This window comes from Klebsiella sp. HN106 (assembly GCF_051209435.1).
GTDB classification, from domain to species: Bacteria; Pseudomonadota; Gammaproteobacteria; order Enterobacterales; family Enterobacteriaceae; genus Klebsiella; species Klebsiella oxytoca.
The window spans coordinates 12,215-38,448 of record NZ_JBLURD010000019.1; the positions used below are offsets into that span (position 1 = coordinate 12,215).

The 26,234-nt window shown below is 54.2% G+C and carries 26 protein-coding genes and 1 tRNA gene; 19 read left to right on the forward strand and 8 right to left on the reverse strand.

Annotation, left to right across the window (positions count from 1 at the left end; genetic code table 11):
- The first annotated feature begins 3 nt into the window (after nucleotides 1–3).
- The 3 genes from ACSIPU_RS26940 to ACSIPU_RS26950 all read left to right on the forward strand — a co-directional run bounded on the left by ACSIPU_RS26940 (nucleotide 4) and on the right by ACSIPU_RS26950 (nucleotide 2,951).
- Nucleotides 4–1,194, forward strand: a complete 1,191-nt coding sequence (locus ACSIPU_RS26940) for an MFS transporter (protein ID WP_004099136.1) — start codon at nucleotides 4–6, stop codon at nucleotides 1,192–1,194.
- A gap of 103 nt (nucleotides 1,195–1,297) precedes the next feature.
- The gene (locus tag ACSIPU_RS26945; RefSeq protein WP_024359141.1) at nucleotides 1,298–2,095 is read left to right on the forward strand and encodes an endonuclease/exonuclease/phosphatase family protein; all 798 of its coding nucleotides are present in this window, start codon (nucleotides 1,298–1,300) and stop codon (nucleotides 2,093–2,095) included.
- 85 nt (nucleotides 2,096–2,180) lie between these two features.
- Complete coding sequence (locus tag ACSIPU_RS26950) at nucleotides 2,181–2,951, forward strand: class I SAM-dependent methyltransferase (RefSeq protein ID WP_004099138.1); 771 nt, start codon at nucleotides 2,181–2,183, stop codon at nucleotides 2,949–2,951.
- A gap of 54 nt (nucleotides 2,952–3,005) precedes the next feature.
- Here the strand turns inward: ACSIPU_RS26950 and mltD are convergent, their stop codons facing one another.
- Together mltD and gloB are read right to left on the reverse strand one after the other, a co-directional pair.
- Complete coding sequence (gene mltD / locus ACSIPU_RS26955) at nucleotides 3,006–4,373, reverse strand: murein transglycosylase D (RefSeq protein WP_004099139.1); 1,368 nt, start codon at nucleotides 4,371–4,373, stop codon at nucleotides 3,006–3,008.
- Between the two features lie 71 nt (nucleotides 4,374–4,444).
- Nucleotides 4,445–5,200, reverse strand: a complete 756-nt coding sequence (gene gloB / locus ACSIPU_RS26960; RefSeq protein WP_004099140.1) for a hydroxyacylglutathione hydrolase — start codon at nucleotides 5,198–5,200, stop codon at nucleotides 4,445–4,447.
- 32 nt (nucleotides 5,201–5,232) lie between these two features.
- Here gloB and ACSIPU_RS26965 point away from each other — a divergent pair, with 32 nt between their 5' ends.
- Nucleotides 5,233–5,955, forward strand: coding sequence for a class I SAM-dependent methyltransferase (locus ACSIPU_RS26965; RefSeq protein WP_004099141.1), 723 nt, complete (start codon nucleotides 5,233–5,235; stop codon nucleotides 5,953–5,955).
- On the opposite strand, the gene rnhA is transcribed toward ACSIPU_RS26965, so the two are convergent.
- Nucleotides 5,952–6,419, reverse strand: a complete 468-nt coding sequence (rnhA, locus tag ACSIPU_RS26970; RefSeq protein WP_004099142.1) for a ribonuclease HI — start codon at nucleotides 6,417–6,419, stop codon at nucleotides 5,952–5,954. The genes ACSIPU_RS26965 and rnhA overlap by 4 nt on opposite strands.
- 65 nt (nucleotides 6,420–6,484) lie before the next feature.
- Here rnhA and dnaQ point away from each other — a divergent pair, with 65 nt between their 5' ends.
- Nucleotides 6,485–7,216, forward strand: coding sequence for a DNA polymerase III subunit epsilon (dnaQ, locus tag ACSIPU_RS26975; protein WP_085955793.1), 732 nt, complete (start codon nucleotides 6,485–6,487; stop codon nucleotides 7,214–7,216).
- A gap of 132 nt (nucleotides 7,217–7,348) precedes the next feature.
- Nucleotides 7,349–7,425: transfer RNA gene (locus tag ACSIPU_RS26980), tRNA-Asp, on the forward strand.
- 211 nt (nucleotides 7,426–7,636) lie between these two features.
- On the opposite strand, the gene ACSIPU_RS26985 is transcribed toward ACSIPU_RS26980, so the two are convergent.
- Complete coding sequence (locus ACSIPU_RS26985) at nucleotides 7,637–8,407, reverse strand: amidohydrolase (RefSeq protein WP_004099144.1); 771 nt, start codon at nucleotides 8,405–8,407, stop codon at nucleotides 7,637–7,639.
- Between the two features lie 179 nt (nucleotides 8,408–8,586).
- Nucleotides 8,587–11,031 (reverse strand): acyl-CoA dehydrogenase FadE, encoded by a 2,445-nt coding sequence (gene fadE, locus ACSIPU_RS26990; RefSeq protein ID WP_017146580.1) that lies wholly within the window; start codon nucleotides 11,029–11,031, stop codon nucleotides 8,587–8,589.
- Nucleotides 11,032–11,269: 238 nt separating this feature from the next.
- On the opposite strand from fadE, the gene lpcA reads away from it, so the two are divergent.
- Both lpcA and ACSIPU_RS27000 read left to right on the forward strand, forming a co-directional pair.
- Nucleotides 11,270–11,851 (forward strand): D-sedoheptulose 7-phosphate isomerase, encoded by a 582-nt coding sequence (gene lpcA, locus ACSIPU_RS26995; RefSeq protein ID WP_004099149.1) that lies wholly within the window; start codon nucleotides 11,270–11,272, stop codon nucleotides 11,849–11,851.
- 209 nt (nucleotides 11,852–12,060) lie between these two features.
- Entirely contained in the window at nucleotides 12,061–12,828 is a 768-nt protein-coding gene (locus ACSIPU_RS27000; protein WP_004099151.1) for a class II glutamine amidotransferase, read from the forward strand.
- Here the strand turns inward: ACSIPU_RS27000 and dpaA are convergent.
- Nucleotides 12,799–13,539: a peptidoglycan meso-diaminopimelic acid protein amidase gene (gene dpaA, locus ACSIPU_RS27005; protein ID WP_004099152.1), complete on the reverse strand. Its 741-nt coding sequence runs from the start codon at nucleotides 13,537–13,539 to the stop codon at nucleotides 12,799–12,801. The two genes, ACSIPU_RS27000 and dpaA, sit on opposite strands and share 30 nt — an antisense overlap.
- Nucleotides 13,540–13,952: 413 nt before the next feature.
- Here dpaA and ACSIPU_RS27010 point away from each other — a divergent pair, with 413 nt between their 5' ends.
- The 7 genes from ACSIPU_RS27010 to nqrM are packed head-to-tail and all read left to right on the forward strand — an operon-like array spanning nucleotide 13,953 to nucleotide 20,012.
- Nucleotides 13,953–15,296 carry a Na(+)-translocating NADH-quinone reductase subunit A gene (locus ACSIPU_RS27010; RefSeq protein WP_023320364.1) on the forward strand — a complete coding sequence of 448 codons (1,344 nt, stop codon included), beginning with the start codon at nucleotides 13,953–13,955 and terminating at the stop codon, nucleotides 15,294–15,296.
- Between the two features lie 3 nt (nucleotides 15,297–15,299).
- Nucleotides 15,300–16,538: an NADH:ubiquinone reductase (Na(+)-transporting) subunit B gene (locus ACSIPU_RS27015; RefSeq protein WP_004099158.1), complete on the forward strand. Its 1,239-nt coding sequence runs from the start codon at nucleotides 15,300–15,302 to the stop codon at nucleotides 16,536–16,538.
- Entirely contained in the window at nucleotides 16,531–17,325 is a 795-nt protein-coding gene (locus ACSIPU_RS27020; RefSeq protein ID WP_004099160.1) for a Na(+)-translocating NADH-quinone reductase subunit C, read from the forward strand. Before ACSIPU_RS27015 ends, ACSIPU_RS27020 begins: the two co-directional genes overlap by 8 nt.
- Complete coding sequence (locus ACSIPU_RS27025; RefSeq protein ID WP_004099162.1) at nucleotides 17,318–17,956, forward strand: NADH:ubiquinone reductase (Na(+)-transporting) subunit D; 639 nt, start codon at nucleotides 17,318–17,320, stop codon at nucleotides 17,954–17,956. The genes ACSIPU_RS27020 and ACSIPU_RS27025 overlap by 8 nt, the downstream gene beginning before the upstream one ends.
- Nucleotides 17,957–17,962: 6 nt before the next feature.
- Nucleotides 17,963–18,559 (forward strand): NADH:ubiquinone reductase (Na(+)-transporting) subunit E, encoded by a 597-nt coding sequence (gene nqrE / locus ACSIPU_RS27030; RefSeq protein WP_004099164.1) that lies wholly within the window; start codon nucleotides 17,963–17,965, stop codon nucleotides 18,557–18,559.
- Between the two features lie 11 nt (nucleotides 18,560–18,570).
- Nucleotides 18,571–19,794, forward strand: a complete 1,224-nt coding sequence (gene nqrF / locus ACSIPU_RS27035; RefSeq protein ID WP_004099166.1) for an NADH:ubiquinone reductase (Na(+)-transporting) subunit F — start codon at nucleotides 18,571–18,573, stop codon at nucleotides 19,792–19,794.
- Nucleotides 19,795–19,796: 2 nt separating this feature from the next.
- On the forward strand, nucleotides 19,797–20,012 hold the full coding sequence (nqrM, locus tag ACSIPU_RS27040) for a (Na+)-NQR maturation NqrM (protein ID WP_004099168.1): 216 nt from the start codon (nucleotides 19,797–19,799) through the stop codon (nucleotides 20,010–20,012).
- 32 nt (nucleotides 20,013–20,044) lie between these two features.
- Here the strand turns inward: nqrM and ACSIPU_RS27045 are convergent, their stop codons facing one another.
- The gene (locus ACSIPU_RS27045) at nucleotides 20,045–20,902 is read right to left on the reverse strand and encodes a glycerophosphodiester phosphodiesterase family protein (protein WP_016809611.1); all 858 of its coding nucleotides are present in this window, start codon (nucleotides 20,900–20,902) and stop codon (nucleotides 20,045–20,047) included.
- A gap of 160 nt (nucleotides 20,903–21,062) precedes the next feature.
- Between ACSIPU_RS27045 and dinB the strand changes: the two genes are divergently transcribed.
- The 4 genes from dinB to prfH all read left to right on the forward strand — a co-directional run bounded on the left by dinB (nucleotide 21,063) and on the right by prfH (nucleotide 24,487).
- Nucleotides 21,063–22,118: a DNA polymerase IV gene (gene dinB / locus ACSIPU_RS27050; RefSeq protein ID WP_004099172.1), complete on the forward strand. Its 1,056-nt coding sequence runs from the start codon at nucleotides 21,063–21,065 to the stop codon at nucleotides 22,116–22,118.
- A gap of 2 nt (nucleotides 22,119–22,120) precedes the next feature.
- Entirely contained in the window at nucleotides 22,121–22,576 is a 456-nt protein-coding gene (locus ACSIPU_RS27055) for a GNAT family N-acetyltransferase (RefSeq protein ID WP_004099173.1), read from the forward strand.
- Nucleotides 22,577–22,751: 175 nt separating this feature from the next.
- On the forward strand, nucleotides 22,752–23,891 hold the full coding sequence (locus tag ACSIPU_RS27060) for an RNA ligase RtcB family protein (RefSeq protein ID WP_004099174.1): 1,140 nt from the start codon (nucleotides 22,752–22,754) through the stop codon (nucleotides 23,889–23,891).
- Complete coding sequence (gene prfH, locus ACSIPU_RS27065) at nucleotides 23,888–24,487, forward strand: peptide chain release factor H (RefSeq protein ID WP_004099175.1); 600 nt, start codon at nucleotides 23,888–23,890, stop codon at nucleotides 24,485–24,487. The genes ACSIPU_RS27060 and prfH overlap by 4 nt, the downstream gene beginning before the upstream one ends.
- Nucleotides 24,488–24,543: 56 nt before the next feature.
- Here prfH and pepD read toward each other — a convergent pair whose 3' ends face one another.
- The gene (gene pepD / locus ACSIPU_RS27070; RefSeq protein ID WP_004099176.1) at nucleotides 24,544–26,001 is read right to left on the reverse strand and encodes a cytosol nonspecific dipeptidase; all 1,458 of its coding nucleotides are present in this window, start codon (nucleotides 25,999–26,001) and stop codon (nucleotides 24,544–24,546) included.
- Nucleotides 26,002–26,234 lie beyond the last annotated feature (233 nt).

Below are 26,234 nucleotides of genomic sequence, written 5' to 3' on the forward strand. Positions count from 1 at the left end.
ATTATGCCGCTGGCGCTACTTGCCTTAACTATCGGTGCCTTTGCGATTGGCACGACTGAATTTGTCATTGTGGGCCTGGTGCCTGACATCGCTGAGCAACTAGCTATTTCGCTACCCTCTGCAGGGCTGCTGGTTTCTATCTATGCGTTGGGCGTAGCGATAGGGGCTCCTGTGCTCACCGCGCTGACCGGGCGTATGCCGCGTAAGCAGCTACTGCTGGCGTTAATGGCGCTGTTTACCGCTGGCAATCTGCTGGCATGGCAGGCGCCGGGTTACGAGACTCTGGTTCTGGCGCGCCTGCTGACCGGGCTGGCGCATGGGGTATTCTTTTCGATCGGTTCGACAATTGCGACCAGTCTGGTCGCGAAGGAGAAAGCGGCCTCGGCGATTGCGATTATGTTCGGCGGGTTAACCGTTGCGCTGGTGACCGGCGTGCCGTTAGGCACCTTCATTGGCCAACACTTTGGCTGGCGTGAAACATTCCTGGCCGTGTCTATTCTTGGCGTAATCGCGTTAATGAGCAGCCTTATTCTGGTGCCTAATAACATTCCGGGCCGCGTCAGCGCGGGTCTGCGCGCTCAGCTTAAGGTTCTGACTCATCCGCGTTTACTGATTATCTACGCGATCACTGCTCTGGGGTATGGCGGCGTATTTACGGCATTTACCTTCCTGGCGCCGATGATGCAGGATCTTGCCGGATTTAGCCCATCGGCCGTCAGCTGGACCCTTTTGGGCTACGGTGTTTCAGTGGCGATAGGTAACGTATGGGGCGGAAGGCTGGCGGATAAACATGGCGCCGTGCCCGCGCTGAAGCTGATTTTTGCCGCCCTGTCTGCGCTACTGGCGATCTTTCAATTTACGGCCAGTGTGCATTATGCTGCCCTGGCGACGGTTTTGGTGATGGGGATCTTTGCTTTTGGTAACGTTCCGGGACTGCAGGTGTACGTGGTGCAGAAAGCGGAGCAATACACCCCTGGCGCGGTTGACGTTGCCTCTGGCCTGAATATTGCGGCATTTAACATTGGCATTGCGTTAGGTTCGGTGATTGGCGGGCAGATCGTAGCGCATTATGGTCTGGCCCAGACGCCGTGGATCGGCGCTCTGATTGTGCTGGTGGCGCTTTTACTGGTCGGAATTAGCGGCCGGCTTGATAAGCCAGGACTTCGCGCTAACGGCCCTGGCGTAGAAGGCTAAAGGTTTCTGGCAAATTGCATTGAAAGTGTCTACAAAAATCCCTATAACAGAAGAACCAGCTGCAGTCGGGCTGGTTTCCTGTTATCGAGGTTTGATGCCTAAATTGCGAAAGAATACCTATGCCATGCGCTATGTCGCCGGACAGCCTGCGGAGAGAATTTTACCTCCGGGGTCGTTTGCAGGCATGACTCCGGCTTTTCCGGCGGGAGTACCGTTAAGTTCGGATGAAAAAATCCGCGTACTGGTGTGGAACATCTTCAAGCAGCAGCGCGCCGAGTGGAAATCAGTTCTTAACAACTTTGGTAAAGATGCGCACCTGGTGTTGTTACAGGAAGCGCAAACTACACCTGAATTAGTGAAGTTTGCCACGTCCAACTACCTTGCAGCGGATCAGGTTCCGGCGCTGGTGCTGCCCCAGCATCCTTCCGGCGTGATGACGTTAGCCTCTGCGCATCCTATCTACTGTTGTCCTCTGCGTGAACGCGAGCCTATCCTGCGGTTGGCGAAGTCGGCATTAGTGACCGTGTATCCGTTACCGGATTCCCGCCTGCTGATGGTGGTCAATATTCATGCGGTTAACTTCAGCCTTGGCGTCGATGTCTACAGCAAGCAGCTGCTGCCGATTGGCGATCAGATCGCCCATCACAGCGGGCCGGTGATTATGGCAGGCGACTTTAATGCCTGGAGCCGCCCGCGAATGAATGCCCTGTACCGCTTTGCGCGCGAAATGTCGCTGCGCGAAGTTCGTTTCTCTGACGATCAGCGCCGCCGTACGTTTGGCCGCCCGCTTGATTTTGTCTTCTATCGTGGGTTAAGCGTACACGATGCTTCCGTACTGGTGACGCGTGCCTCCGACCACAACCCTCTACTAGTCGAATTCAGTCCCGGCAAGCCTGATTAATTAAGGTATGTCAGGCCTGCCACGGGGCAGGCCTGCGTATGCATGGTGCTGCCTTTATTACTCAAAAAAACCGAAGGACAATGCAATGACAACACGCTCTCATCATGACCATGTAGAAATGCAGTTTGGCTCACAGGCCAGCGCCTACCTGACCAGCGCCGTACACGCCTCCGGGCGCGATCTGCAACGTCTGGCCGAAAGGCTGGCGGATTTTCCTCAAGCGCACGTGCTGGATATGGGATGCGGCGCCGGCCACGCCAGCTTTGCGGCGGCAGGGCAGGTTGCACAGGTGACGGCGTATGATTTATCCAGCCAGATGCTGGACGTTGTGGCTCAGGCCGCACGTGATAAAGGTTTTGCTAATATTACCACTCAGCAGGGATATGCCGAGTCTTTGCCTTTCGCTGACGCCAGCTTTGATGTAGCGATCAGTCGTTATTCTGCGCATCACTGGCACGATGTCGGTCTGGCGCTGCGTGAAGTGAAGCGAGTGCTGAAGCCGGGCGGAGTAATGATTATTATGGATGTGATGTCGCCCGGGCATCCGGTTCGCGACGTCTGGCTGCAGACCGTTGAGGCCCTGCGCGATACTTCCCATGTCCGCAACTATTCCAGCGGCGAATGGCTGGCAATGACGAGTGAGGCGGGTCTGGTGATTAATCATCTGCTGACCGACCGCTTGCCGCTGGAGTTTGGCTCATGGATTGCGCGCATGCGAACGCCAGCGGCGCTGGCGGAAGCGATTCGCTTATATCAGGAGAGCGCATCGGCTGAGGTTAAGGCCTATTTTGCCCTGCAGCACGATGGTTCGTTCACCAGCGATACGATTATGTTTGAGGCCCACAAGGCGGCCTGACGCCGGGATAAAAAAAGGCACCGCATGGGTGCCTTTATCATGCCTGATGAATCATCAGGATTCTGGTCTGTCGCTGTTTTTCACGAACAGCGTCAGCTGATCGCCGGGCTTCAGGTTGCCAGTATCGCTATTCCAGCGCATGACATCACGAATGTTGACGCCATGGCGTTTCGCAATGCTCGACAGGGAGTCGCCTTTGCGCACGCGATAAGTGATGCTATCGCTGTTGTTAGCCAGACGCTCGGCGCTGCTGCCTGCGCCAATCACCAGATTCTGACCAACCTTCAGGTTAGAACCGCGAATACCGTTCCACTGCTGCAGATCTTTGGTTGATACGCCGAGACGCGACGCAATGCCGGAAATCGTATCGCCGGAACGCACCTTGTAGCTACGGCTGGTTAACGGCTTGTTGTCAGCCAGCAGCGTCGGCTGCACGGCTGCAATATCGCCGGAAGCCAACGATTCGCGCAGCTGTGCGGCGTGCTTCTGCGGCACCAGCACGTAGTTTGGCCCATTCGCGCCCAGGGTTGATCCTTTGACGCCAGCATTGAAGGTCTTCAGCTTGCTGACCGGCATTCCTGCCATATCGGCTAACTGTGAAATCTCAACCGGGCTGTCGAGACGTACGCGCGCCAGAGCCCGGCTTTCGTCTGCCGTCGGCAGCCTCACGCCGTAGCGCTTGCTGTTCTTGAGGATATCGCTCAGGGCCAGCATTTTCGGTACGTATATTTTGGTTTCATGCGGCAAAGACAGCGACCAGAAATCGGTGGGTTTACCACGCGCTTTGTTCGCTTTGATCGCCTTCATGACCCGGCCTTCGCCGCTGTTATACGCCGCAACGGTTAACAACCAGTCGCCGTCGAACATTTTGTTCAGACGTTGCATCATGTTTAACGCTGCCGTGGTTGAGGCAACGATGTCACGACGCGCATCGTAACTGCGGGTCTGTTTCAAACCATAATTGCGCCCGGTGCTCGGAATGATCTGCCAGATGCCTGCGGCATTGGCGCCAGACGTTGCGTGCGGGTCAAAAGCGCTCTCCACTATGGGTAGTAATACCAGTTCCATCGGCATGTTACGTTTCTTAACTTGCCCGGCTATCCAGTACATATACGGCTCTGCCCGTAAAGTTACATCGTGGAGATAGCTCTTATTTCTTAAATACTTCTGTTTTTGTTCGCGAATCCGGACGTTTTCCGGAATTCCCATCTTTAGCTCGTCGCCTATCGAAGTCCACAGATCCTGGTCTTGCGCGTAGAAGGTTCCATCATCTAACCAGCGCGCTCGACTTGTGAACTTGCTTGCTTCCCCTTGACTCGCTGCAGAAAGGCTCTGTGCGTGCTGTTGTACGGTGCCATCGTTCTTAGACGCCTGGCACCCCACCAGCAGGACAGAGGCGAGTAAAATCGCTCGTGCCTTCATGTGTGTGTCAATAGTTGCTTAAAAGACGAGCAAGGATAACGGTGAAGTCCCCCGAAGACAAGAATTAAATCTCAGAAGTCGTCTTTCTTTGACCTTAACCACGCAAATCTCTGAACAGAGTGTTGCAAATTTGTTTCTTTGTTTATTTCTTCAATTAAATCATGATCATCTGTACGTAAAAATAAATTTATACGACGTTCATTTTTCAGAGTTACGGGTAGTGTCTTTTGTTTTTTTGCGCGTAACTCATTAACTTTGCGATAGTAATCATTTATATCCTTATCATGGGGCAAGATGCTCATTGCAAACTTCATATTTGCTAAAGTGTACTCATGTGCGCAACATATTAACGTTTCATCAGGAAGGGCGTTAATCTTTTTAAATGATTGATACATCTGGTCTGGTGTGCCTTCAAAGAGTCTGCCGCAGCCGCCGGAAAACATTGTATCGCCACAAAATAGATAAGGTTTACTGTAGAAACAGATGTGTCCTAAAGTGTGACCTGGCGTAGCAAAAATAGAAAATTCGCGGCCCAAAACGGACAGGCTTTCTCCGTCCTTTACGATGCAGGTTGCTCCCTTATCCTGGGTTTCTGCCGGTCCGTAAACCGCTATTGCCGGGAATTTTTCACATAGTTGTTTTACGCCGCCAACGTGGTCGTGATGGTGATGCGTTAAGAAGATGGCTTCCGGCTGCCAGCGGTTTTGTTCTATCGCGGCGAGCACCGGCGCGGCTTCTCCCGGGTCGACTATCAGACAGCGGCCGCTATCTTCACTGAGAACCCAGATGTAGTTGTCCTGAAATGCGGGAATACTGATAAGATTCATAAATTACCTCTAAAGCGTAGCGGAAGGTTGCGATGAAGCCGGCAAGGATACCTCAGACAGTTACAGCGCCAGAGCACTGGTCCAGCATGCCCTGGGGCGAATACTACCGCGAATCGCTGGAACGGCAGATGAAACCGTGGCTGGCTAAATTATATGGCTTTCATTTACTTAAGATTGGCAATCTGAGCGCGGAAATCAATACGGAGTCCTGCGCGATTTCCCATCAGGTGAATGTCTCTTTACAGGGTAATCCCGTGCAGGTAAAGGCCGATCCGCTGCATTTGCCTTTTGCCGAGAAGTCGGTTGATGCCTGCCTGCTGGCGCATACCTTACCCTGGTGTAGCGATCCGCATCGACTGCTGCGGGAAGCAGACCGAGTGCTGATTGACGATGGCTGGATCATTTTGACCAGTTTTAACCCCATGAGCCTGATGGGATTACGCAAGCTGGTGCCGGTCTTGCGCAATAAGCCCCCCTATAACAGCCGCATGTTTACTTTAACGCGTCAGATGGACTGGCTGGCGCTGCTGAATTTTGAAGTGATGCATCACGGTTGCTACCAGGTCCTTCCCTGGTCTCGTCACGGGGGGAAAATGCTCAGCACCCATTTACCTGCTTTAGGATGTTTACAGCTCATTATTGCCCGTAAACGTACGATCCCCTTGACGCTAAACCCGATGAAATCGGGCAAAGCAAAAAAACGGATACCGCAGGCGGTGGGCGCCACACGTCAGTGGCGCAAGGGGCAAAATTAGCGCTCTGCCAGATAACCGGTATCATCCCGGGTGGGATGAGAGGCGGCCGCGCGCGCCAGTTCGTCGCAGCGTTCGTTTTCCGGATGCCCCGCGTGGCCTTTGACCCACTCCCATTTTATTTTGTGTTGACCCAGCGCAGCGTCCAGGCGCTGCCAGAGATCGACATTTTTGACCGGTTTTTTATCCGCCGTTTTCCAGCCGCGCTTTTTCCAGTTGTGGATCCACTGAGTAATACCCTGACGCACATACTGGCTGTCGGTACTGAGGATCACTTCGCAATGTTCTTTCAGCGCTTCGAGGGCGACGATGGCGGCCATCATCTCCATGCGGTTATTCGTCGTGAGGTTAAAGCCTTCGCTAAAGGTTTTTTCTTTTCCGCGATAGCGTAAAATTGCACCGTAGCCGCCGGGGCCTGGATTGCCCAGGCAGGAACCATCGGTGAAAATTTCTACCTGTTTGAGCATCTCTGGTAGACTTCCTGTAATTGAAATCGATACGTAAAACGGTAAGTCTGACATAAATGACCGCTATGAGCACTGCAATTACACGACAGATCGTTCTCGATACCGAAACCACCGGTATGAATCAGATTGGTGCGCACTATGAGGGGCATAAGATAATCGAGATCGGCGCGGTAGAGGTGATCAACCGCCGCCTGACCGGGAACAACTTCCACGTCTATCTTAAGCCGGATCGCCTGGTGGACCCTGAAGCTTTTGGCGTCCACGGTATTGCGGACGAATTCCTCATGGATAAGCCCGTGTTTGGCGATGTTGTCGATGAGTTTCTCGATTACATCCGCGGCGCGGAGCTGGTCATCCATAACGCATCGTTCGATATCGGCTTTATGGACTATGAATTTAGCAAGCTGAATCGCGGCATTCCGAAGACCGATACTTTTTGCAAGGTGACCGACAGCCTGGCCCTGGCGCGTAAGATGTTCCCGGGCAAGCGCAATAGCCTTGATGCTCTTTGCTCGCGTTATGAAATAGATAACAGCAAGCGAACGCTCCATGGGGCTCTGCTCGATGCCCAGATTCTGGCCGATGTTTATCTGATGATGACCGGCGGTCAGACGACGATGGCTTTCTCTATGGAAGGGGAAGGGCAGCGGCAGGCCGGAGATACGGGAATACAGCGCGTTGTCCGGGCAGCCAGTAAGCTACGCGTAGTTTATGCCACTGATGAAGAGCTGGTGAACCATGAATCCCGCCTCGATCTGGTACAAAAGAAAGGCGGAAGCTGCCTGTGGCGGGCATGATTGTGCAGTAAACGCGTTAAAAATAATCTGATGGGTGATTTTTGCAGCAAGCGATTCAAAAATGAAGAAAAAGCGTTGACGGAGTAGAGGGGAAACCGTAATATTCGCCTCGTTCCCAACGGAACAGTATGTGGAGCGGTAGTTCAGTCGGTTAGAATACCTGCCTGTCACGCAGGGGGTCGCGGGTTCGAGTCCCGTCCGTTCCGCCACTATTCAGAAAGCCTGAATCAGAAATGATTCAGGCTTTCGTCGTTTTAGCCTGCTGAATCATTACTCTTCCCTCTTTTCGCCAGCGAGCGGTATGCCGCATTAACGCTTTTGCTCTGAGCAGCGTGAGTTTTCTCTGGGGTCTCAGGGGCGCGTTATCGCGGGGGTTTAAGGCATAAAGAAAGGGAGCACAGGCTCCCTGATATGCGGTCTTTAATTGAGCGTGAAGGGGTCGGCATCCTGCCAGGCTGGAAACTTCTCGCGATACTCGTTCAGCGCCGTCAATGAAAGCTCTGCGTCAAGGCGAGTGGCCTGATGCGGCTCGGCGGTGGCGATAATTTCGCCCTGCGGCGTAATTATCCGACTGTCGCCCCGGTAATGGTGGCCATTGCCGTCGGTACCGACGCGATTGCATCCGGCAACATAAGCCTGATTTTCGATAGCCCTGGCCACCAGTAGCGACTGCCAGTGCGTTGAGCGTGGTGCGGGCCAGTTGGCAACATACAGCGCTAAATCGTAGTCGTTATGATTGCGCGACCAGACCGGGAAGCGCAGGTCGTAGCACACCAGCGGCAGGATCCTCCAGCCGCGCCATGCAAAAATGACCCGTTCGTTACCCGCCTGGTAATGGTGATGTTCATCCGCCATGCGGAACAGATGTCGTTTATCATAGAAATGGATTTTACCCTCGGGCTCCACCAGCAAAAAACGGTTAACGGGCCCGCGTTCCGTTTGCAGCGCCGCGCTGCCGGCAATCAGCGCATTGGTTTGCGCGGCTTTAGCTCCCATCCAGGCAACCACTTCCTCTTGCGATAGCGACTGTTTTGCCGCCTCCATCGCGAAACCGGTGGTGAACATTTCGGGTAAAACAATGAGGTCCCGCCCGGTAATCCCTTCCAGTTGACGATCGAAATGACGCAGGTTGGCGGGACCGTCCATCCACACCAGCGGTTGTTGTAAAAGGGTAATTTTCAGTCCGGGCACGGTGGTAACTCCAGCGTTGTGAAAGGAATGATAAATACTTTAACACCATATCAGCAGGCGGAGGGCTCACGGAATAGTTTGTCAAAGAAATGACAGGACGGGATATCGCTTATGGAGAACTGCCAGAAAAAAGAGAGGCGGGAGGCCCGCCTCGATCGTGATGTGATTATTTTTTAGTTTTAGGCCGCTTCAATCTTGCGAACCTTCTCCGGCAGCTTTACCGGTCGGGTCGCCAGTTCATCCGGGGCGAAGTCGTCGACGTTGATGCTGCGCAGACGGCTGGTTTCAGCACGGACCAGGATGTCCGCCTCGTCCTGATTGATTAACCCTTTTGCCAGCGCGTTACGGGCCAGTTCATCAAGTCGGGTAAAGGACAGATTCTTGCCCAGCTCTTTACAGATACGCTGGTGGATAGGATCTGCCGCCATCACATCAAGCAGCGCTTCCTCCAGCAGACCGACCGGGTTATGCTCGCTCGGCGTCAGATACTGACCGCGGCCGATACGAGAACGTGTCGCGCTCGGAACCTGCAGGATTTTCGCGACTTTATGATCCAGCTTGTCTGAAGGCGCCAGGTAATGACGTCCGGTCGGGAAGATAGCCACGCGAAGCGCGCCCGCTACCAGACGATTCGGGAAGTTCACCAACAGATCGTCAATCGCCTGCTCGGCCTGATACAGCGCATCCTGCACCCCCCAGTGCACCAGCGGTAAGTCCGCTTCGTTACGCCCCTCATCGTCATAGCGTTTCAGGACCGCCGACGCCAGGTAGAGCTGGCTCAGCACATCGCCCAGACGCGCAGAAATTCTTTCACGACGCTTCAGACTACCGCCCAGTACCGCCATTGAGACATCGGACAGCAGAGCCAGGTTGGCGCTCAGGCGGTTCATATGCTGATAGTAGCGACGAGTGGCATCGCGGGTCGGCGAGCTGCTGGTAAGGCCGCGAGTCAGGCCCAGCCAGAAACTGCGTACCTTGTTGCTTCCTACGTGGCCGATGTGTTTAAACAGCAGCTTATCGAAAGCGTTAACGTCGTTATTCTGCGCCGCCGCCATTTCATCCAGCACGTATGGATGGCAACGAATCGCCCCCTGGCCGAAGATCATCATGCTGCGGGTAAGAATATTCGCGCCTTCAACGGTGATGGCGATTGGCGCGCCCTGATAAGCCCGCGCCAGGAAGTTTCCGCTGCCGAGCATAATGCCTTTACCACCGGTAATATCCATTGCATCGATGATCGAACGCTGGCCGCGGTGGGTACAGTGGTACTTCACGATTGCCGACAGTACCGCAGGTTTTTCGCCAAGCATAATGCCGTAGGTAATCAACGAGGCGGCAGCATCCATTACGTAGGCGTTGCCTGCAATACGCGCCAGCGGTTCTTCGATCCCTTCCATTTTACCGATGGAGATTTTGAACTGGCGGCGAATGTGCGCATAGGCGCCGGTGGCCATGGCGACAGACTTCAGGCCGCCGGTGGCGTTCGATGGCAGGGTGATACCGCGACCTACGGATAAGCACTCAACGAGCATCCGCCAGCCCTGGCCGGCCATGGTTGGGCCGCCGATAATGTAGTCGATAGGAACGAAAATATCTTTTCCCTGGGTCGGACCATTCTGGAATGGAACGTTCAGCGGGAAATGACGACGACCGATCTCAACGCCCGGCGTGGTTGTCGGGATGAGGGCGCAGGTAATACCCAGCTCTTCTTCACCTCCCAGCAGACGGTCGGGGTCGGAGAGTTTAAATGCCAGCCCCAGCACGGTGGCGATAGGGGCAAGCGTAATATAGCGTTTGTTCCAGGTCAGACGCATACCCAGCACCTGCTGGCCTTGCCATTCGCCCATGCAGACCACGCCGGTATCCGGAATCGCGCCGGCATCTGAACCCGCTTCCGGGCTGGTCAGCGCGAAGCAGGGAATTTCCTGGCCGCGAGCCAGGCGTGGCAGATAGTGATTTTTCTGTTCTTCCGTACCGTAATGCTGCAGCAGCTCGCCCGGGCCTAATGAGTTAGGCACGCCGACGGTAATCGCCAGAATACCGGAGACACCCGACAACTTTTGCAGAACGCGAGCCTGTGCATAAGCGGAGAACTCCAGCCCGCCGTACTCTTTCTTAATGATCATCGCAAAGAAGCGATGCTCTTTCAGATAAGCCCACAGCTCCGGCGGCAGATCCGCCATTTCGTGAGTGATTTCGAAGTCGTTCGCCATTCGGCAGGCTTCTTCAACCGGGCCGTCAATAAAGGCTTGTTCTTCGGCAGTCAGGCGCGGCTGCGGGTAGTTGTGCAGTTTCTGCCAGTCGGGATTGCCGCGGAACAGATCGCCTTCCCACCATGTTGTCCCGGCATCAATTGCTTCTTTCTCGGTACGCGACATCGGCGGCATGACCTTACGGAAAGCGCGGAAGGCTGGCACTGAAATCATAGATTTGCGCATCGGCGCAAAATTGAACGGCAGTAAAAGAATGGCCAGCGGGACCAGCAGCCAGATATTCCACAGCCCTGCAACGCCGAGCGCGGCGGTCCAGAGCAGCAAAATCGCGCTGCTGAGCAGCAGACTGATTCGGTGATAGAAGAGCGCACCGAGTAAAACAACGGTTGCAACAATACTCAAAATCATCATAGAGAAATGCTCCCTGTCTTGTAGGAGGTCTGACCACTTGTAATGATATGGTTGTAGTGGATGTAATTTGTTTTAGCAATGTGTTTACAAAATAATTACAACCTTGCTCACATTGTTGTACGGAATTGCGGCACATAAAAGCAAAACGCCAGAGGATAACCGCGCCTGCGGCTTCTCGCTTCGCCGGCTATCCGGTAAACTGCCTGGGTTATCCCACCCATACTGAAGGATTATCCTCATGTACCAGGATCTTATTCGTAACGAACTGAACGAAGCCGCCGAAACGCTGGCCAATTTTCTGCAGGACGAAGCCAATATCCATGCGATTCAGCGCGCAGCGGTGCTGCTGGCGGATAGCTTTAAGGCCGGCGGTAAGGTGCTCTCCTGCGGTAATGGCGGTTCGCACTGCGATGCGATGCACTTTGCGGAAGAGCTGACCGGGCGCTATCGTGAAAATCGCCCCGGCTATCCGGCCATTGCGATTTCAGACGTGAGCCACCTTTCTTGCGTGAGTAATGATTTTGGCTATGAATATGTTTTCTCTCGCTATGTGGAATCTGTGGGGCGTGCAGGGGACGTACTGCTGGGGATCTCCACTTCCGGAAATTCTGGTAACGTCATCAAAGCGATCGAAGCTGCCCGCGCTCAGGGCATGAAAGTTATTACCCTGACCGGTAAAGACGGCGGTAAAATGGCAGGTTCTGCGGACGTTGAAATCCGCGTACCGCATTTTGGCTATGCCGACCGCATTCAGGAAATCCATATTAAAGTGATTCATATCCTGATTATGCTGATCGAAAAAGAGATGGTTAAAGCTTAAGAGGCTATTTTGTTAGCCATTTTGAACCCGGTCAGTGCTCAGACAAAACTCACCGAGTTTTGAACGCCCTTCAGGGCGGCCCGGAGGGTGAGCGTAGCGAATCATCCTCACGTACATGATGTACGCTCCGGTTTCTGTGCGCTGGCCGTGTCCAAACTGACAGCACCAGTAACGCCTTTTATGTTTCAGTAAGTGGTATGAGGTGATCTATGTGCGAACTGCTCGGGATGAGCGCGAATGTGCCAACTGATATTTGTTTCAGCTTTACCGGGCTGGTTCAGCGCGGTGGCGGAACCGGGCCGCATAAGGACGGCTGGGGAATTACCTTTTATGAAGGTAAAGGCTGTCGCACATTTAAAGATCCGCAGCCTAGCTTTCAATCGCCCATCGCTAAGCTGGTGCAGGAATACCCCATTAAATCCTGCTCGGTTATCGCCCATATTCGTCAGGCCAACCGCGGTATTGTCGCGCTGGAAAATACTCATCCCTTTACCCGCGAACTCTGGGGACGTAACTGGACCTATGCGCATAACGGCCAGCTGGAGGGGTATGAGTCTCTCGAGACGGGAAATCTGTATCCTGTCGGGGAAACCGATAGCGAAAAGGCGTTCTGCTGGCTGCTACATAGCATCACCGAACGCTATCCGGAAATGCCGGGAGACATGGTTGAGGTTTTCCGGTTTATCGCCACGCTCGCCGGGGAGCTGCGTGAAAAAGGCGTGTTTAACATGCTGCTCTCCGATGGGCGCTACGTCATGGCGTTTTGCTCAACGAATTTATACTGGATTACGCGACGGGCGCCGTTTGGCGTAGCGACGCTGCTGGATCAGGATGTCGAGATTGACTTTCAACGCGAGACCACACCGAATGATGTGGTCACCGTTATCGCCACCCAGCCGCTGACCGGTAACGAAACCTGGCATAAAATCATGCCAGGCGAGTGGGCGCTATTTTGCCTCGGGGACCGTGTAGTTTGAAGCAAGCTGTGGCTGAACGACTTCGTGGCTGAGCGGTTTGCTCACTACGTAGCGGCCATCTACTACGGAAACCACCGGCGGCTTGTGCGTCAGGCGGAAGTAATCATACCCGGGTTTCAGCTGCTTCCAGAAATCCGCGAAGTAGGAAAACTTGTGGCGCGCCATGTTGGCATCGGTCATGCGGAAAGGATAAATACTCACCTGAACGTTGGGCTGACCAAAAACTAAGGCGCCGGTGACGAACTGGAAAATCTCGTCAATGCCGGTATCGGTCATGGCGTAGCAGCCGACCGATACGCAGGCGCCGTGAATCATCAGATATTTTCCTTCGTAACCATGCGCGCGATCGTAGGCGTTCGGAAAGCCGATATTGATCGCTTTATAGAAACGACTATCGGGTTTTAACTGGTTACGGGAAACATTGTAAAAACCTTCCGGGCTTTTGAAGTCGCCCTGACGCTGCTTTGGCCCGAGACCGCCGGAGTAGTTACAAATGCGGTAGCTGTCGAGAAGCTGCCAGGTTTCGCCCATCTTGACGTAAAGATCGAGCATGCGCTCTTCTTTAAAGATCTCAATGTAGACCGGCGAGCCCATGAGCTGCTGCTTATACTCTTTGCTCATCGGCGTTGTCGAGCTGTTACTGCTAAGTAGCCCTGCGAATGAAACGCATGGCAACAGAAGCATCGCAATAAATAATGCGATTTTGCGCATACTACTTGTTCCTTGATAAAACAAATAACCACATTGCCAGGACGGCAAGAGAGACCCGAAATCAGAGTATTCTGGTTTTAGAGCGCTCACATTAGCATCACGGCATTTTTTCGCAAGCACGACGTGCTGCGTTTACGTCTGAGTTTTCCGTTATAGCGAATCCTGGGGCAAAGCGCAGTCAGAACTTTGCGTAATAGCTCGCATTTTAGAACCACTTAGTGGCGGTTTGTCTACAGGCGCCGCTCACGAAATGTTACACTTGGCCCGCTAACTGTTCAGGGTAAGAAAGGATGCTTCTCTCCCGTCTTGTGAATCACCAGGACTATGATGTTCCTTTCTTCCTCATATATTCCATTAATTATGCTGGCCTCGGCCCGAAACCGGGGTTTAAGTAACGGATACCTGCTAACGATATGATTAAAATCACGAAAGGGCTGAATTTGCCCATAGCTGGCATGCCATCACAGCAGATTTCTTCGAAGACTGCGGTCAAGCGCGTTGCGCTGTTGGGTGAAGAGTACATCGGTATGCGCCCATCAATGGCGGTGCGTGAAGGGGACCGGGTGCAAAAAGGTCAACTTCTGTTCGAAGATAAAAAAAATCCTGGCGTGCGTTTTACAGCACCTGCGAGTGGAACCGTCAGCGCCATTCATCGCGGCGAGCGCCGGGTTCTGCAGTCGGTCGTTATTGATGTGGATGGCGAAGAGTCCGTTCATTTTCCCCGCTATGAATTAGCCGATCTTGCCGGATTGACGCGCGAGAGCGTTCAGCAGCAGCTGCTGGAGTCCGGGCTGTGGACGGCATTTCGCACCCGCCCTTTCAGTAAAATACCTGCGCCGGGCAGCGTTCCTGCGGCCATTTTTGTCACCGCGATAGACACGAATCCGCTGGCGGCCGATCCTCAGCCAATCATTCTGGCCCAGCGCGAAGCGTTTGACGCCGGTTTGACGCTGTTGACGCGGTTGACCGACGGTAAAGTTCACGTGTGTCAGGCCGGCGGCGGCAAGCTTGGCGGGCATCCTGTCGGCCAGGTGACCTTTAATCAGTTTGCCGGTCCGCATCCGGCCGGGCTGGCGGGGACTCACATTCATTTTCTTGAGCCGGTCAGCCTGAAAAAGCAGGTCTGGCATCTTAACTATCAGGATGTTATCGCCGTCGGCAAAGTGTTCCTTGAAGGGGAGTTGTACAACGAACGCATCGTTGCTCTTGGCGGCCCGCAGGTCAAAGAGCCTCGTTTGTTAAAGACCTGCTTAGGCGCCAGCCTTGATGAACTGCTTGAAGATGAGCTGCTGGACGATGAAAACCGCATTATCTCTGGTTCAGTCCTCAGCGGAACCCATGCGTGCGGGCCTCATGCTTTCCTTGGACGCTTTCATTTACAGATAAGCGTTGTGAAAGAGGGGCGCGAGAAAGAGCTATTCGGCTGGGTGATGCCGGGGAAAGATAAATTCTCCATTACCCGTACCACCGTCGGCCACTTTCTGAAGCGTAAGCTATTTAATTTCTCGACGGATACCAACGGCGGCGAGCGGGCTATGGTACCGATTGGCAACTATGAGCGAGTGATGCCGCTGGATATTCTGCCCACCATACTGCTGCGCGATTTGCTGGCGGGAGATACCGACAGCGCGCAGGCGCTGGGCTGTCTGGAACTGGATGAAGAAGACCTGGCGCTTTGCACCTACGTTTGTCCCGGCAAGTATGAATATGGTCCGGCATTGCGCAGCGTGTTAACCCAGATTGAGCAGGAAGGATAAGTGATGGGCTTAAAGCAACTGTTTGACAAACTTGAGCCGCACTTTACGCACGGCGGCAAGCTGGAAAAATACTACCCGTTGTTCGAAGCGACGGCGACCCTGTTCTATACACCCGGTCAGGTGACGCGCGGAGCGGCGCACGTCAGAGACGCCATCGACCTTAAGCGGATGATGATACTGGTGTGGTTCGCCGTTTTCCCGGCGATGTTCTGGGGAATGTATAACGTTGGTCTGCAGACCATACCGGCGCTGGCTAAATTATATAGCGCTGAACAGCTGCAGCAGGTCATCGCCGGGAACTGGCACTACAGCATTGCCCAGTGGCTGGGGGTAAACTTCACCGCTGATGCCGGCTGGCTCAGTATGATGACGCTGGGTGCGGTATTTTTCCTGCCTATCTACATCACCGTGTTTCTTGTCGGTGGGTTCTGGGAAGTCCTGTTTGCTATCGTGCGTAAGCACGAAATAAACGAAGGCTTCTTCGTGACCTCAATCCTGTTTGCGCTGATTGTACCGCCATCGCTGCCGCTATGGCAGGCTGCGCTCGGGATCACGTTTGGCGTCGTCATGGCCAAGGAGATCTTTGGCGGAACCGGGCGTAACTTTCTCAACCCGGCGCTGGCGGGGCGGGCCTTTCTGTTCTTTGCCTGGCCGGCGCAAATTTCCGGCGATCTGGTGTGGACCGCAGCGGATGGCTTTTCCGGCGCGACGCCGCTGTCCCAGTGGGCTAGCGGCGGCGGTGAATCGCTGGTTAATGTCACAAGCGGACAGCCGGTAAGCTGGATGGATGCCTTCCTCGGCAATATTCCGGGCTCGATTGGCGAGGTTTCGACGCTGATGATTCTGATCGGCGGCGCCATCATCATTTTCGGTCGCGTGGCTTCCTGGCGCATTGTCGCTGGGGTATTCCTCGGCATGGTGGCTACCGCGACGCTGTTTAACTTCATTGGCTCTGATACCAACCCGATGTTTGCCATGCCGTGGTACTGGCATCTGGTTCTCGGCGGTTTTGCTTTCGGCATGATGTTTATGGCGACGGATCCGGTGTCCGCGTCGTTTACGGATAAGGGTAAATGGAGCTACGGCCTGCTGATCGGCGTGATGTGCGTCCTGATTCGCGTCGTCAACCCGGCCTATCCGGAAGGGATGATGCTGGCGATCCTCTTCGCCAACCTCTTTGCGCCGCTGTTCGATTACCTGGTGGTGCGGGCCAATATTAAGCGGAGGAAGTCGCGTGGCTGAGAATAAAAGTAACGATAGCATCGGCAAAACGCTGCTGGTGGTGCTGGTGCTTTGTCTGGTCTGCTCAATCGTGGTCGCCGGTTCTGCCGTCGGGCTAAAATCACGCCAGCAGGAGCAGCGCGCGCTTGATAAACAGCGCAATATCCTGGCGGTTGCTGGTCTGATGAAGCAGGGAATGAGCGCAGATGAAGTGGCCGATATTTTTAAGGCCCGCATCTCTCCACGATTAGTCGATCTCGCTAGCGGGGAGCTGCTGGATAAAGACCCGAGCAAATTTAATCAGGCCCAGGCCCTGAAAGATCCGCAGCAGAGCTTGCAGCTGGAAGCCAGCCAGGATCCGGCGGGTATTAAACGCCGCAGTAATATCGCCGAAATATATCTTGTGCGTGATGAAAAACAGCAGATTCAGGAAGTCGTACTCCCTATTTACGGCAACGGTCTGTGGTCGGTGATGTACGCGTTTGTGGCGCTGGAAACCGATGGCCGTACGGTAAAAGGGATCACTTATTACGATCATGGCGAAACGCCGGGGCTGGGCGGTGAAATTGAAAACCCCAACTGGCGTCAGCAGTTCGTCGGTAAACAGGTGCTTGATGATAAAGGGATGCCTGCGCTGAGAATCGTCAAAGGCGGCGCGCGTCCTGGCGACCTGCACGCCGTTGATGGCCTGTCGGGCGCAACGCTGACGTCAAATGGTGTGCAGCATAGCTTTGATTTCTGGATGGGCAAACTGGGCTTTGGCCCATTCCTGCAAAAGGTGCGAGAAGGGGAGCTGAATAATGGCTGATTTGGGCGACATGAAAGAAATGAAGCGCGTGCTGGTGGGGCCGCTTATCGCTAATAACCCTATCACTCTGCAGGTACTGGGCGTCTGCTCCGCGCTGGCGGTGACCACCAAGCTGGAGACCGCTTTTGTAATGACCATTGCGGTGACGCTGGTTACGGCATTCTCCAGCATGTTTATCTCCATGATTCGCCACCACATTCCGAATAGCGTGCGCATCATTGTACAGATGGCGATTATCGCTTCGCTGGTTATCGTCGTCGATCAGGTGCTACGCGCTTTTGCCTATGAGATCTCGAAACAGCTTTCGGTTTTCGTCGGTTTGATCATCACTAACTGTATCGTGATGGGGCGCGCCGAAGCCTATGCCATGAAGTCGCCGCCGTTGGCGAGCTTTATGGACGGTATTGGCAACGGTCTGGGATACGGGGCGATCCTAATCATCGTCGGTTTCCTGAGAGAGCTGATCGGCAGTGGTAAGCTATTCGGTATTACCGTGCTGGAAACGGTGCAGAACGGCGGCTGGTATCAGCCAAATGGTCTGTTTCTTCTGGCACCCAGTGCGTTCTTCATTATCGGTTTGTTGATTTGGGCGGTGCGCAGCTGGAAGCCTGAACAGCAGGAAAAGGAGTAACCGACCATGGCTCACTACATTAGCCTGTTTGTCCGCGCCGTGTTTGTTGAAAACATGGCACTGGCCTTCTTCCTGGGAATGTGTACCTTCCTCGCCGTGTCGAAAAAGGTCTCAACCGCTTTCGGTCTCGGCGTTGCGGTAACGGTCGTACTCGGACTGGCGGTACCGATCAATAACCTCGTGTATAACCTCGTGCTGCGCGATGGCGCGCTGGTGGAAGGCGTTGACTTAAGCTTTCTGAACTTCATCACCTTTATTGGCGTGATTGCCGCGCTGGTACAAATTCTGGAGATGATCCTCGATAAGTACTTCCCGACGCTTTATAACGCGCTGGGGATCTTTCTGCCGCTGATTGCCGTTAACTGTGCGATTTTTGGCGGCGTCTCCTTCATGGTACAGCGCGACTATAACTTCACCGAATCCATCGTTTACGGCTTTGGTTCCGGCGTCGGCTGGCTGCTGGCGATTGTGGCGATGGCGGGTATTCGCGAAAAAATGAAATACGCAAACGTGCCTGCTGGTCTGCGCGGGTTAGGGATCACCTTTATTACCACGGGTCTGATGGCGCTGGGCTTTATGTCATTCTCCGGTGTGCAGCTATAAGGGCGGAAAGTATGGAAATAATTCTTGGCGTAGTGATGTTCACGCTGATCGTCCTGGTGCTATCCGGGCTGATATTGGCCGCGCGTTCGAAGCTGGTGAATGCGGGCGATGTGGTCATTGAAATCAATAACGAAGCGGATAAACAGATCCGTACTCCGGCGGGTGACAAGCTGCTGAATACGCTCTCCAGCAACGGAATCTTCGTCTCGTCGGCCTGCGGCGGGGGCGGCTCCTGCGGCCAATGCCGGGTGACGGTGAAAGAGGGCGGCGGTGATATCCTGCCTACCGAACTTTCTCATATCACCAAGCGTGAGGCGAGAGAGGGCTGCCGCCTGGCCTGCCAGGTCGCGGTGAAGCAGAACATGAAAATTGAGCTGCCGGAGGAGATTTTTGGCGTTAAGAAGTGGGAATGTGAAGTTATCTCGAACGATAACAAAGCCACTTTTATCAAAGAGCTGAAGCTGCGCGTGCCGGACGGCGACGCGGTTCCGTTCCGCGCAGGCGGGTATATTCAGATCGAATGTCCATCGCACAAGGTCGCTTATGCTGACTTTGACGTTCCGGATGAGTATCGCGGCGATTGGGATAAATTTAATCTCTTCCGCTATGTCTCGGATGTAAAAGAGCCTACGTTACGCGCCTACTCCATGGCTAACTATCCGGAAGAGAGGGGCATCATCATGCTCAACGTGCGTATCGCAACCCCGCCGCCGCAGGTACCTGATGCGCCTCCGGGAATTATGTCTTCCTACATCTGGTCGTTGAAGCCGGGCGATAAAGTGACGATTTCCGGGCCGTTTGGGGAATTTTTTGCCAAAGAAACGGACGCTGAAATGGTCTTTATCGGCGGCGGAGCCGGAATGGCGCCGATGCGCTCGCATATTTTTGATCAGCTTAAGCGCCTGCACAGTAAGCGTAAAATCAGCTTCTGGTACGGCGCGCGCTCTCTGCGAGAAATGTTCTATGATGACGAATTCGAGCAGCTGGCACGTGAAAATCCGAACTTTACCTTCCACGTGGCGCTCTCCGATCCGCAGCCTGAAGATAACTGGACCGGTCATACCGGCTTTATTCACAATGTCCTGTATGAAAACTATCTGCGCGATCACCCGGCGCCGGAAGATTGTGAATTCTATATGTGCGGGCCGCCGGTGATGAACGCCGCGGTCATCAAAATGCTGAAAGATCTCGGCGTTGAGGATGAAAACATCATGCTCGACGATTTTGGAGGCTAATGATGCTGACGGTATTTGTCGCGACCTTTGTGATTTTCGCGCTGGTTATTCTGGGAATGTCGCTCGGGTATCTGATCAAGCGAAAAACTATCCAGGGCAGCTGCGGGGGGATCTCATCGCTGGGTCTGGAAAAGGTCTGCGACTGCCCTGAGCCCTGCGATGCGCGTAAAAAACGCATGGCACGCGAAGCGCAGCGCAATCAGGATCGCATCATTTAACTAGCAGGCCGCACCATGCGGCCTTTTTTGATTTACCACGTTTTCGCTTTTGCCGGTGAGTCAACCATTACGCCGTCGGCGCCAAGCTCGCTTGCCGTACGAAAATCATCAGCATTATTAATGCCGAAGAATATGATATGGGCTTTGCCCTGTGAGCGGAAACAGTCCATCGCTTCTTTATCCCAGGTGAGCGTGGCCGGCGATACGCCTTCGCCCAGGGTGAACTTCTCGATGACTTCTACTTTGCGTTTCAGCTCAAGGCCGTACCAGTACTCGTCCCCTGGTGAGTTGGTGGGCTGACACTGGTGGCTAAGAGAAATGGTCGCCAGCTTTGTTCGCGTTTCGTCCCGGCTGACGAAATGGGGAATTGACTCTGGTAGCGCTGCGATATAGCGAGCGTCCGTTGAATACACGCGTACGCGGGCGAGGCTATGGGTTTTATTTAACACATCGCCAAGCCGAGCCGCCATTATCGCAGGGTCGGCATCAGGCGATTTGATATCGATATAAAAGAAGGTCTCCGGCCACTGTTCCAGCACCGATTGTAGCGTGGGAATCGTTGCATTTTTACCGCGCCAGGGGTGAGTTTCATCGCCCCATTTCCACCCCGCGTCCATGCGTGCCAGTTCGGCTGCGCTATAGCTTGAGATTTTCCCTGTATGATTAGTCAGCGCGGAAAGATCGCCAGGACGATATAAAACCGGGACGCCATCCTGGCTTAATTGCACCGTTATCCAGATCGCCTCGGCCTTATTTTCCAGGGCGAGTTTTATTGCTGGAAGTGTATTTTCCGGGGCATCGCCGGTACCTCCGCGATGAGCAATAAGCTGAGGTGCTGCGCAGGCGCTGCTGGCAATAAGTAAACCGAGCGCAGTTACTATTGATTTCATGATTGGGTTTTACCTTATTTATTAATATAACTATATGAAAAATAAATCATATTTGTTGCATTTTTATGTTGTAGCACGTTTTTTAAGGTTGTGGATTTAAAAAGATTAAATTTCGCCATAGTTTGCTATACTGTATGCATGTACAGTCTAAGGTTTGGCTATGCGTAAAATCATCCATGTAGATATGGACTGCTTCTTCGCAGCGGTTGAAATGCGTGATAACCCGGCGCTGCGCGATATCCCTATCGCCATTGGCGGCAGTCGGGTACAGCGCGGCGTTATCAGTACGGCTAACTATCCGGCGCGTAAGTTCGGCGTGCGCAGCGCTATGCCTACCGCCACCGCCCTGAAACTTTGCCCACACCTGACGCTCCTTCCCGGCCGTTTCGACGCTTACAAAGAGGCCTCGAACCATATCCGGGAGATTTTTTCCCGCTATACCTCGTTAATCGAACCCCTATCGCTGGATGAAGCCTATCTTGACGTCAGCGACAGCGTCCATTGTCAGGGGTCAGCAACGCTGATGGCGCAGGAGATCCGTGAGACCATCCATCGCGAGCTCAATCTGACTGCTTCTGCCGGCATTGCGCCGGTAAAATTTTTGGCAAAAATCGCCTCGGATCTGAATAAACCTGACGGCCAGTTTGTCATTGCGCCGCACCAGGTAGCGGAGTTTGTCAAAACGCTGTCGCTGTCGAAGATCCCGGGCGTCGGCAAAGTCTCCGCCGCGAAGCTGGAAAGCATGGGCCTGAGAACCTGCGAAGATGTACAGAACAGCGATCTGGCAATGTTGCTCAAGCGCTTTGGTAAATTCGGGCGAATATTGTGGGAACGCAGCCACGGCATTGATGAACGAGAAATCAGCAGCGAGCGCCAGCGCAAATCGGTGGGGGTTGAGCGAACCCTGATAGAGGATATCCACGAATGGGCGGAGTGTGAGTCGATTATTGAGAACCTCTATCCAGAACTTGAACGGCGCCTGGCGAAAGTTAAACCGGATTTGCGGATTGCTCGCCAGGGGGTCAAGCTGAAGTTTAATGATTTCCAGCTCACGACCCAGGAGCATGTCTGGCCCCGGCTGAATAAAGATGATTTGATTTCTACCGCGCATAAAACCTGGCACGAGCGGCGCGGAGGTCGGGGAGTCAGGCTGGTGGGGCTACATGTGACGCTGCTTGATCCGCAGCTGGAGCGACAACTCGTTTTGGGACTGTAACAATGTTAACAATAAGAATGTACGAAGAGCGGGATTTTCCGGCGCTATGCGCACTATTTTTACGCGCCGTTAAAGAGACAGCCAGCGCCGATTATTCCCCCCGGCAAATTGCCGCCTGGGCGCAGGTTGATGAAGCCCGCTGGCGGCAAAAACTCGCGGCGTCACGCGTACTGGTGGCAATAAATGATGCCTCGCCGGTCGGGTTTATTACCGCCGTAGATGACTATATCGATTTACTCTTCGTTTCTCCCGACTATAGCCGCCAGGGCGTCGCCAGCGCGCTGCTCAATACGCTATTGAGGCAGCTTCCTGAGCGCATTTATACGGTAGAGGCCAGTATTACGGCAAAGCCCTTTTTTGCGCGTCATGGCTTCACGGTTATTCAGCCACAGGAAGTGGAGGCGCGGGGTGAACGTTTTCTTAATTATTTGATGCGGCGGCAAATCGGCTTGCAATAGATTTAACGCCTGATTACTATACGCGCACTTTCACCTATTTATTAACTGCAAAGGAGGTTCACCATGAATACAGATTTCCAGAACGCACTTTGCAGGCCTTCCCAGGAATAACTCTCTTTTTTGCCCTGGTAACGTCTGCCACATCCTTTATTTATTTTTTAATATGGATTGGTATATGGGCAATAATGTTCATTATACGTCTGAATCTATTTCTTATATTCGTTCAGACGATCTGTGGATCGAAGGTTTAGCGATCCAACAATTACACACGACGGCAAATTTACCCCACATGCAGCGCGTGGTGGGAATGCCAGACTTACATCCCGGGCGTGGCTATCCCATCGGCGCAGTCTTCTTCTCGCTGGGCCATCTCTACCCGGCACTGGTGGGTAACGATATCGGCTGCGGCATGGCGCTGTGGCAAACGGATATCCTCGCGCGAAAATACAATGCGGATAAGTTTGAGAAGAAACTGTCCGCTATGGAGGACGTTGCGCAAGCAAGCTGGCTGGACGAGCATCTGCCGGAACATTTATTGACCCATCCCTGGCGCAGCGCCCTGGGATCGATTGGCGGCGGTAACCATTTCGCTGAACTGCAGCAGGTGGAGCAGGTTGTGGATAACGACCGTTTCCAGCAGGCCGGCCTTGATGCTCAGCGCCTGCTGCTGCTGGCGCACAGCGGATCGCGCGGCCTCGGGCAATCCATACTGCAGCGCCATATTGCGGCTTTTTCGCACGATGGCCTGGCGGAAGGTAGCGCTGCGGCTCGGGATTATCTGGCAGAACATGATGATGCGCTGGCTTTTGCACGCGTGAATCGTTATCTGATTGCCACCCGCATCCTGCAACAGATACGGGCCGACGGACGGAGCGTACTGGATATCGCGCATAACTTTGTCGAGTCCTGTTCTGTTGACGGGCTGCAGGGTTGGCTGCATCGCAAAGGGGCTACGCCGGACGACCGGGGCCTGGTGATAATCCCGGGCTCTCGCGGGGACCACAGCTGGCTGGTGCAGCCTGTTACCCGCGAGGAGACCCTGCATTCGCTGGCGCATGGCGCCGGGCGGAAATGGATGCGAACCGAATGCAAAGGGCGCCTGTCCGGCAAATATACGCCGGCTCAGCTGGCGCGCACCGAGCTGGGAAGCAGGGTGATCTGCCGCGATCGTCAGCTGATCTATGAAGAAGCGCCGCAGGCGTATAAATCCGTGGAAAGCGTACTTAACTGTCTGGTGCAGGCCGGACTGGTCGAACCGATCGCCCGTCTGCGTCCGCTGCTGACGCTGAAAACCAGCGGAGGGAAAAGCGCATGATTTTATTGCAACTCTCTTCCGCTCAGGGGCCGGATGAATGCTGTCTGGCGGTGAAACTGACGTTGGAGCGGCTCATAAAGGAAGCCGCAGAGCGGCGGCTTTCCCTGACGCTGCTGGAAAGTGAGCCAGGACGTCATGCCGGCACCCTGCGTTCTGTTCTGCTTTCGCTGAATGGCGACGGCGCGTTTGCTTTCAGCGAAAGCTGGCGCGGCACTTTGCAATGGGTCTTTTCCAGTCCGTTCAGGCCGCATCACGGGCGCAAAAACTGGTATGTTGGCGTAGGGCGCTTTTCCTGCGATGAACAGATGCTCTCCAGCGAGATCCGTTTTGAAACGCTGCGCTCTTCCGGGCCTGGCGGGCAGCACGTGAACAAGACCGATTCCGCGGTGCGCGCCATTCATACGGCAAGCGGCATCAGCGTAAAGGTGCAGTCGGAGCGGAGTCAGCATGCGAACAAACGGCTGGCGCGTCTGCTGATTGCCTGGAAGCTGGAACAGCAGCGGCAGAATGAGAGTGCGGCGTTGAAGTCTGAGCGGAGAATGTTCCATCATCAGATTGAGCGCGGTAATCCGCTGCGAACGTTTAGCGGGCGTTAATGAGCGAGTCGTTATAAAGAAAAGGCCCACTTCCTGAGGAGTGGGCCTTTGTTGTCTTACTTCGCCGGAATGGATTTCAGCAGCTCAGTCAGCAGCGTCCAGTACTGGCCCACGCTTTCGATATGCACCTGTTCATCCGGAGAGTGAGGGCCAGTAATGGTTGGCCCGATGGAAACCATATCCAGTTCCGGATACGGTTTCTTGAACAGACCGCACTCCAGGCCCGCGTGGATAATCTGGATATTCGGCGTTTTGTTGAACAGACGCTGATAGGTTTCACGTACCAGATGCATCACCGGAGAGTTGGCGTCCGGCTGCCAGCCTGGATAGGCGCCTTTGGCTTCGGTTTTCGCACCGGCCAGCTTGCCCAGAGAGTCCAGCATGCTCACGACGTAATCTTTACCGCTGTCAATCAGCGAACGAATCAGGCAGTGAATCTGCACGTTGTCGCTGGTCATGGTCACCACGCCGACGTTCAGAGAGGTTTCCACCACCCCTTTTGCCACGTCAGAGTTGCGGATGACGCCGTTCGGCGTGGCGTTAAGCAGGCGCACAAAGGTATCACGAGATTGAGTCGTAAGCGCAGGCTGGCCATTTTCCGCCGACTCCAGCAGCACAGCGAGATTTTTCTCTTTAGCCGCCAGCTCGTTTTGCAGGATCTCCTGGTACTCATTCGCTCGCGCTTTCAGCGTTTCCGCTTTGTCCGCGGCTACGGCTACCGTCGCGAACGCTTCGCGCGGGATGGCGTTGCGCAGGGTGCCGCCATTGAAATCGACCAGGCGCAGATCGAGCTCTTCAGCATGGCCCGCCAGGAAGCGTGCCAGCAGTTTGTTCGCATTGCCTAAACCGACGTGGATCTCGCCGCCGGAGTGGCCGCCTTTCAGCCCTTTAAGGGTCAGTTTAAAGCTCTGGAAACCGGCCGGAACGGCTTCACGGGTCAGCGCCAGGTCAGAGGTGAAGTCGATCCCACCCGCGCAGCCCATGTAAATTTCACCCTCTTCTTCGGAGTCGGTGTTGATCAGGATATCCGCCTGCAGCCAGTTGGGCTGCAGGCCAAAGGCGCCGTCCATACCGGCTTCTTCCGTCATGGTCAGCAGCACTTCCAGCGGGCCATGAACAACGTTGTCGTCAGCCAGCACCGCCAGCGCGGAAGCCATGCCGATACCGTTATCGGCGCCCAGAGTCGTGCCGCGCGCTTTGACCCACTCGCCGTCGATGTAAGGTTGAATCGGGTCCTGAGTGAAGTCGTGAACGGTATCGTTGTTTTTCTGCGGCACCATATCGAGGTGCGCCTGCAGCACTACCGGTTTGCGGTTTTCCATACCGGCAGTGGCGCCTTTACGAATCAGAATGTTGCCAACCTGGTCGCGTTCCGCGTGTAAGCCTTTTTCTTTTGCCCAGCCCATAATGTGCTCAGCGAGCTGTTCTTCGTGATAGGACGGGTGGGGAATAGAGCAGATTTTGGCAAAAATATCCCACAGCGGCTGAGGGGATAATTGAGACAGTTCAGACACGATGAGTCTCCTTACAATCATCTGCAAAAGTCGTTTGCAGATCGAGGGTTAGCAATCAAATACACTACAAGCCCGGGCTTGCGCGATGGGGTTGAGAATACCACTTTCCGCGTACTCTGGTAGTGTAAACCACGTAAAAAGAGTCGTCGTGGCCGCTTAACGCTGGTTTTTAGCGCGTCAGATCTCTATAATCTCGCGCAACCATTTTCCCCCTCGAACATTATTTAAGCCGT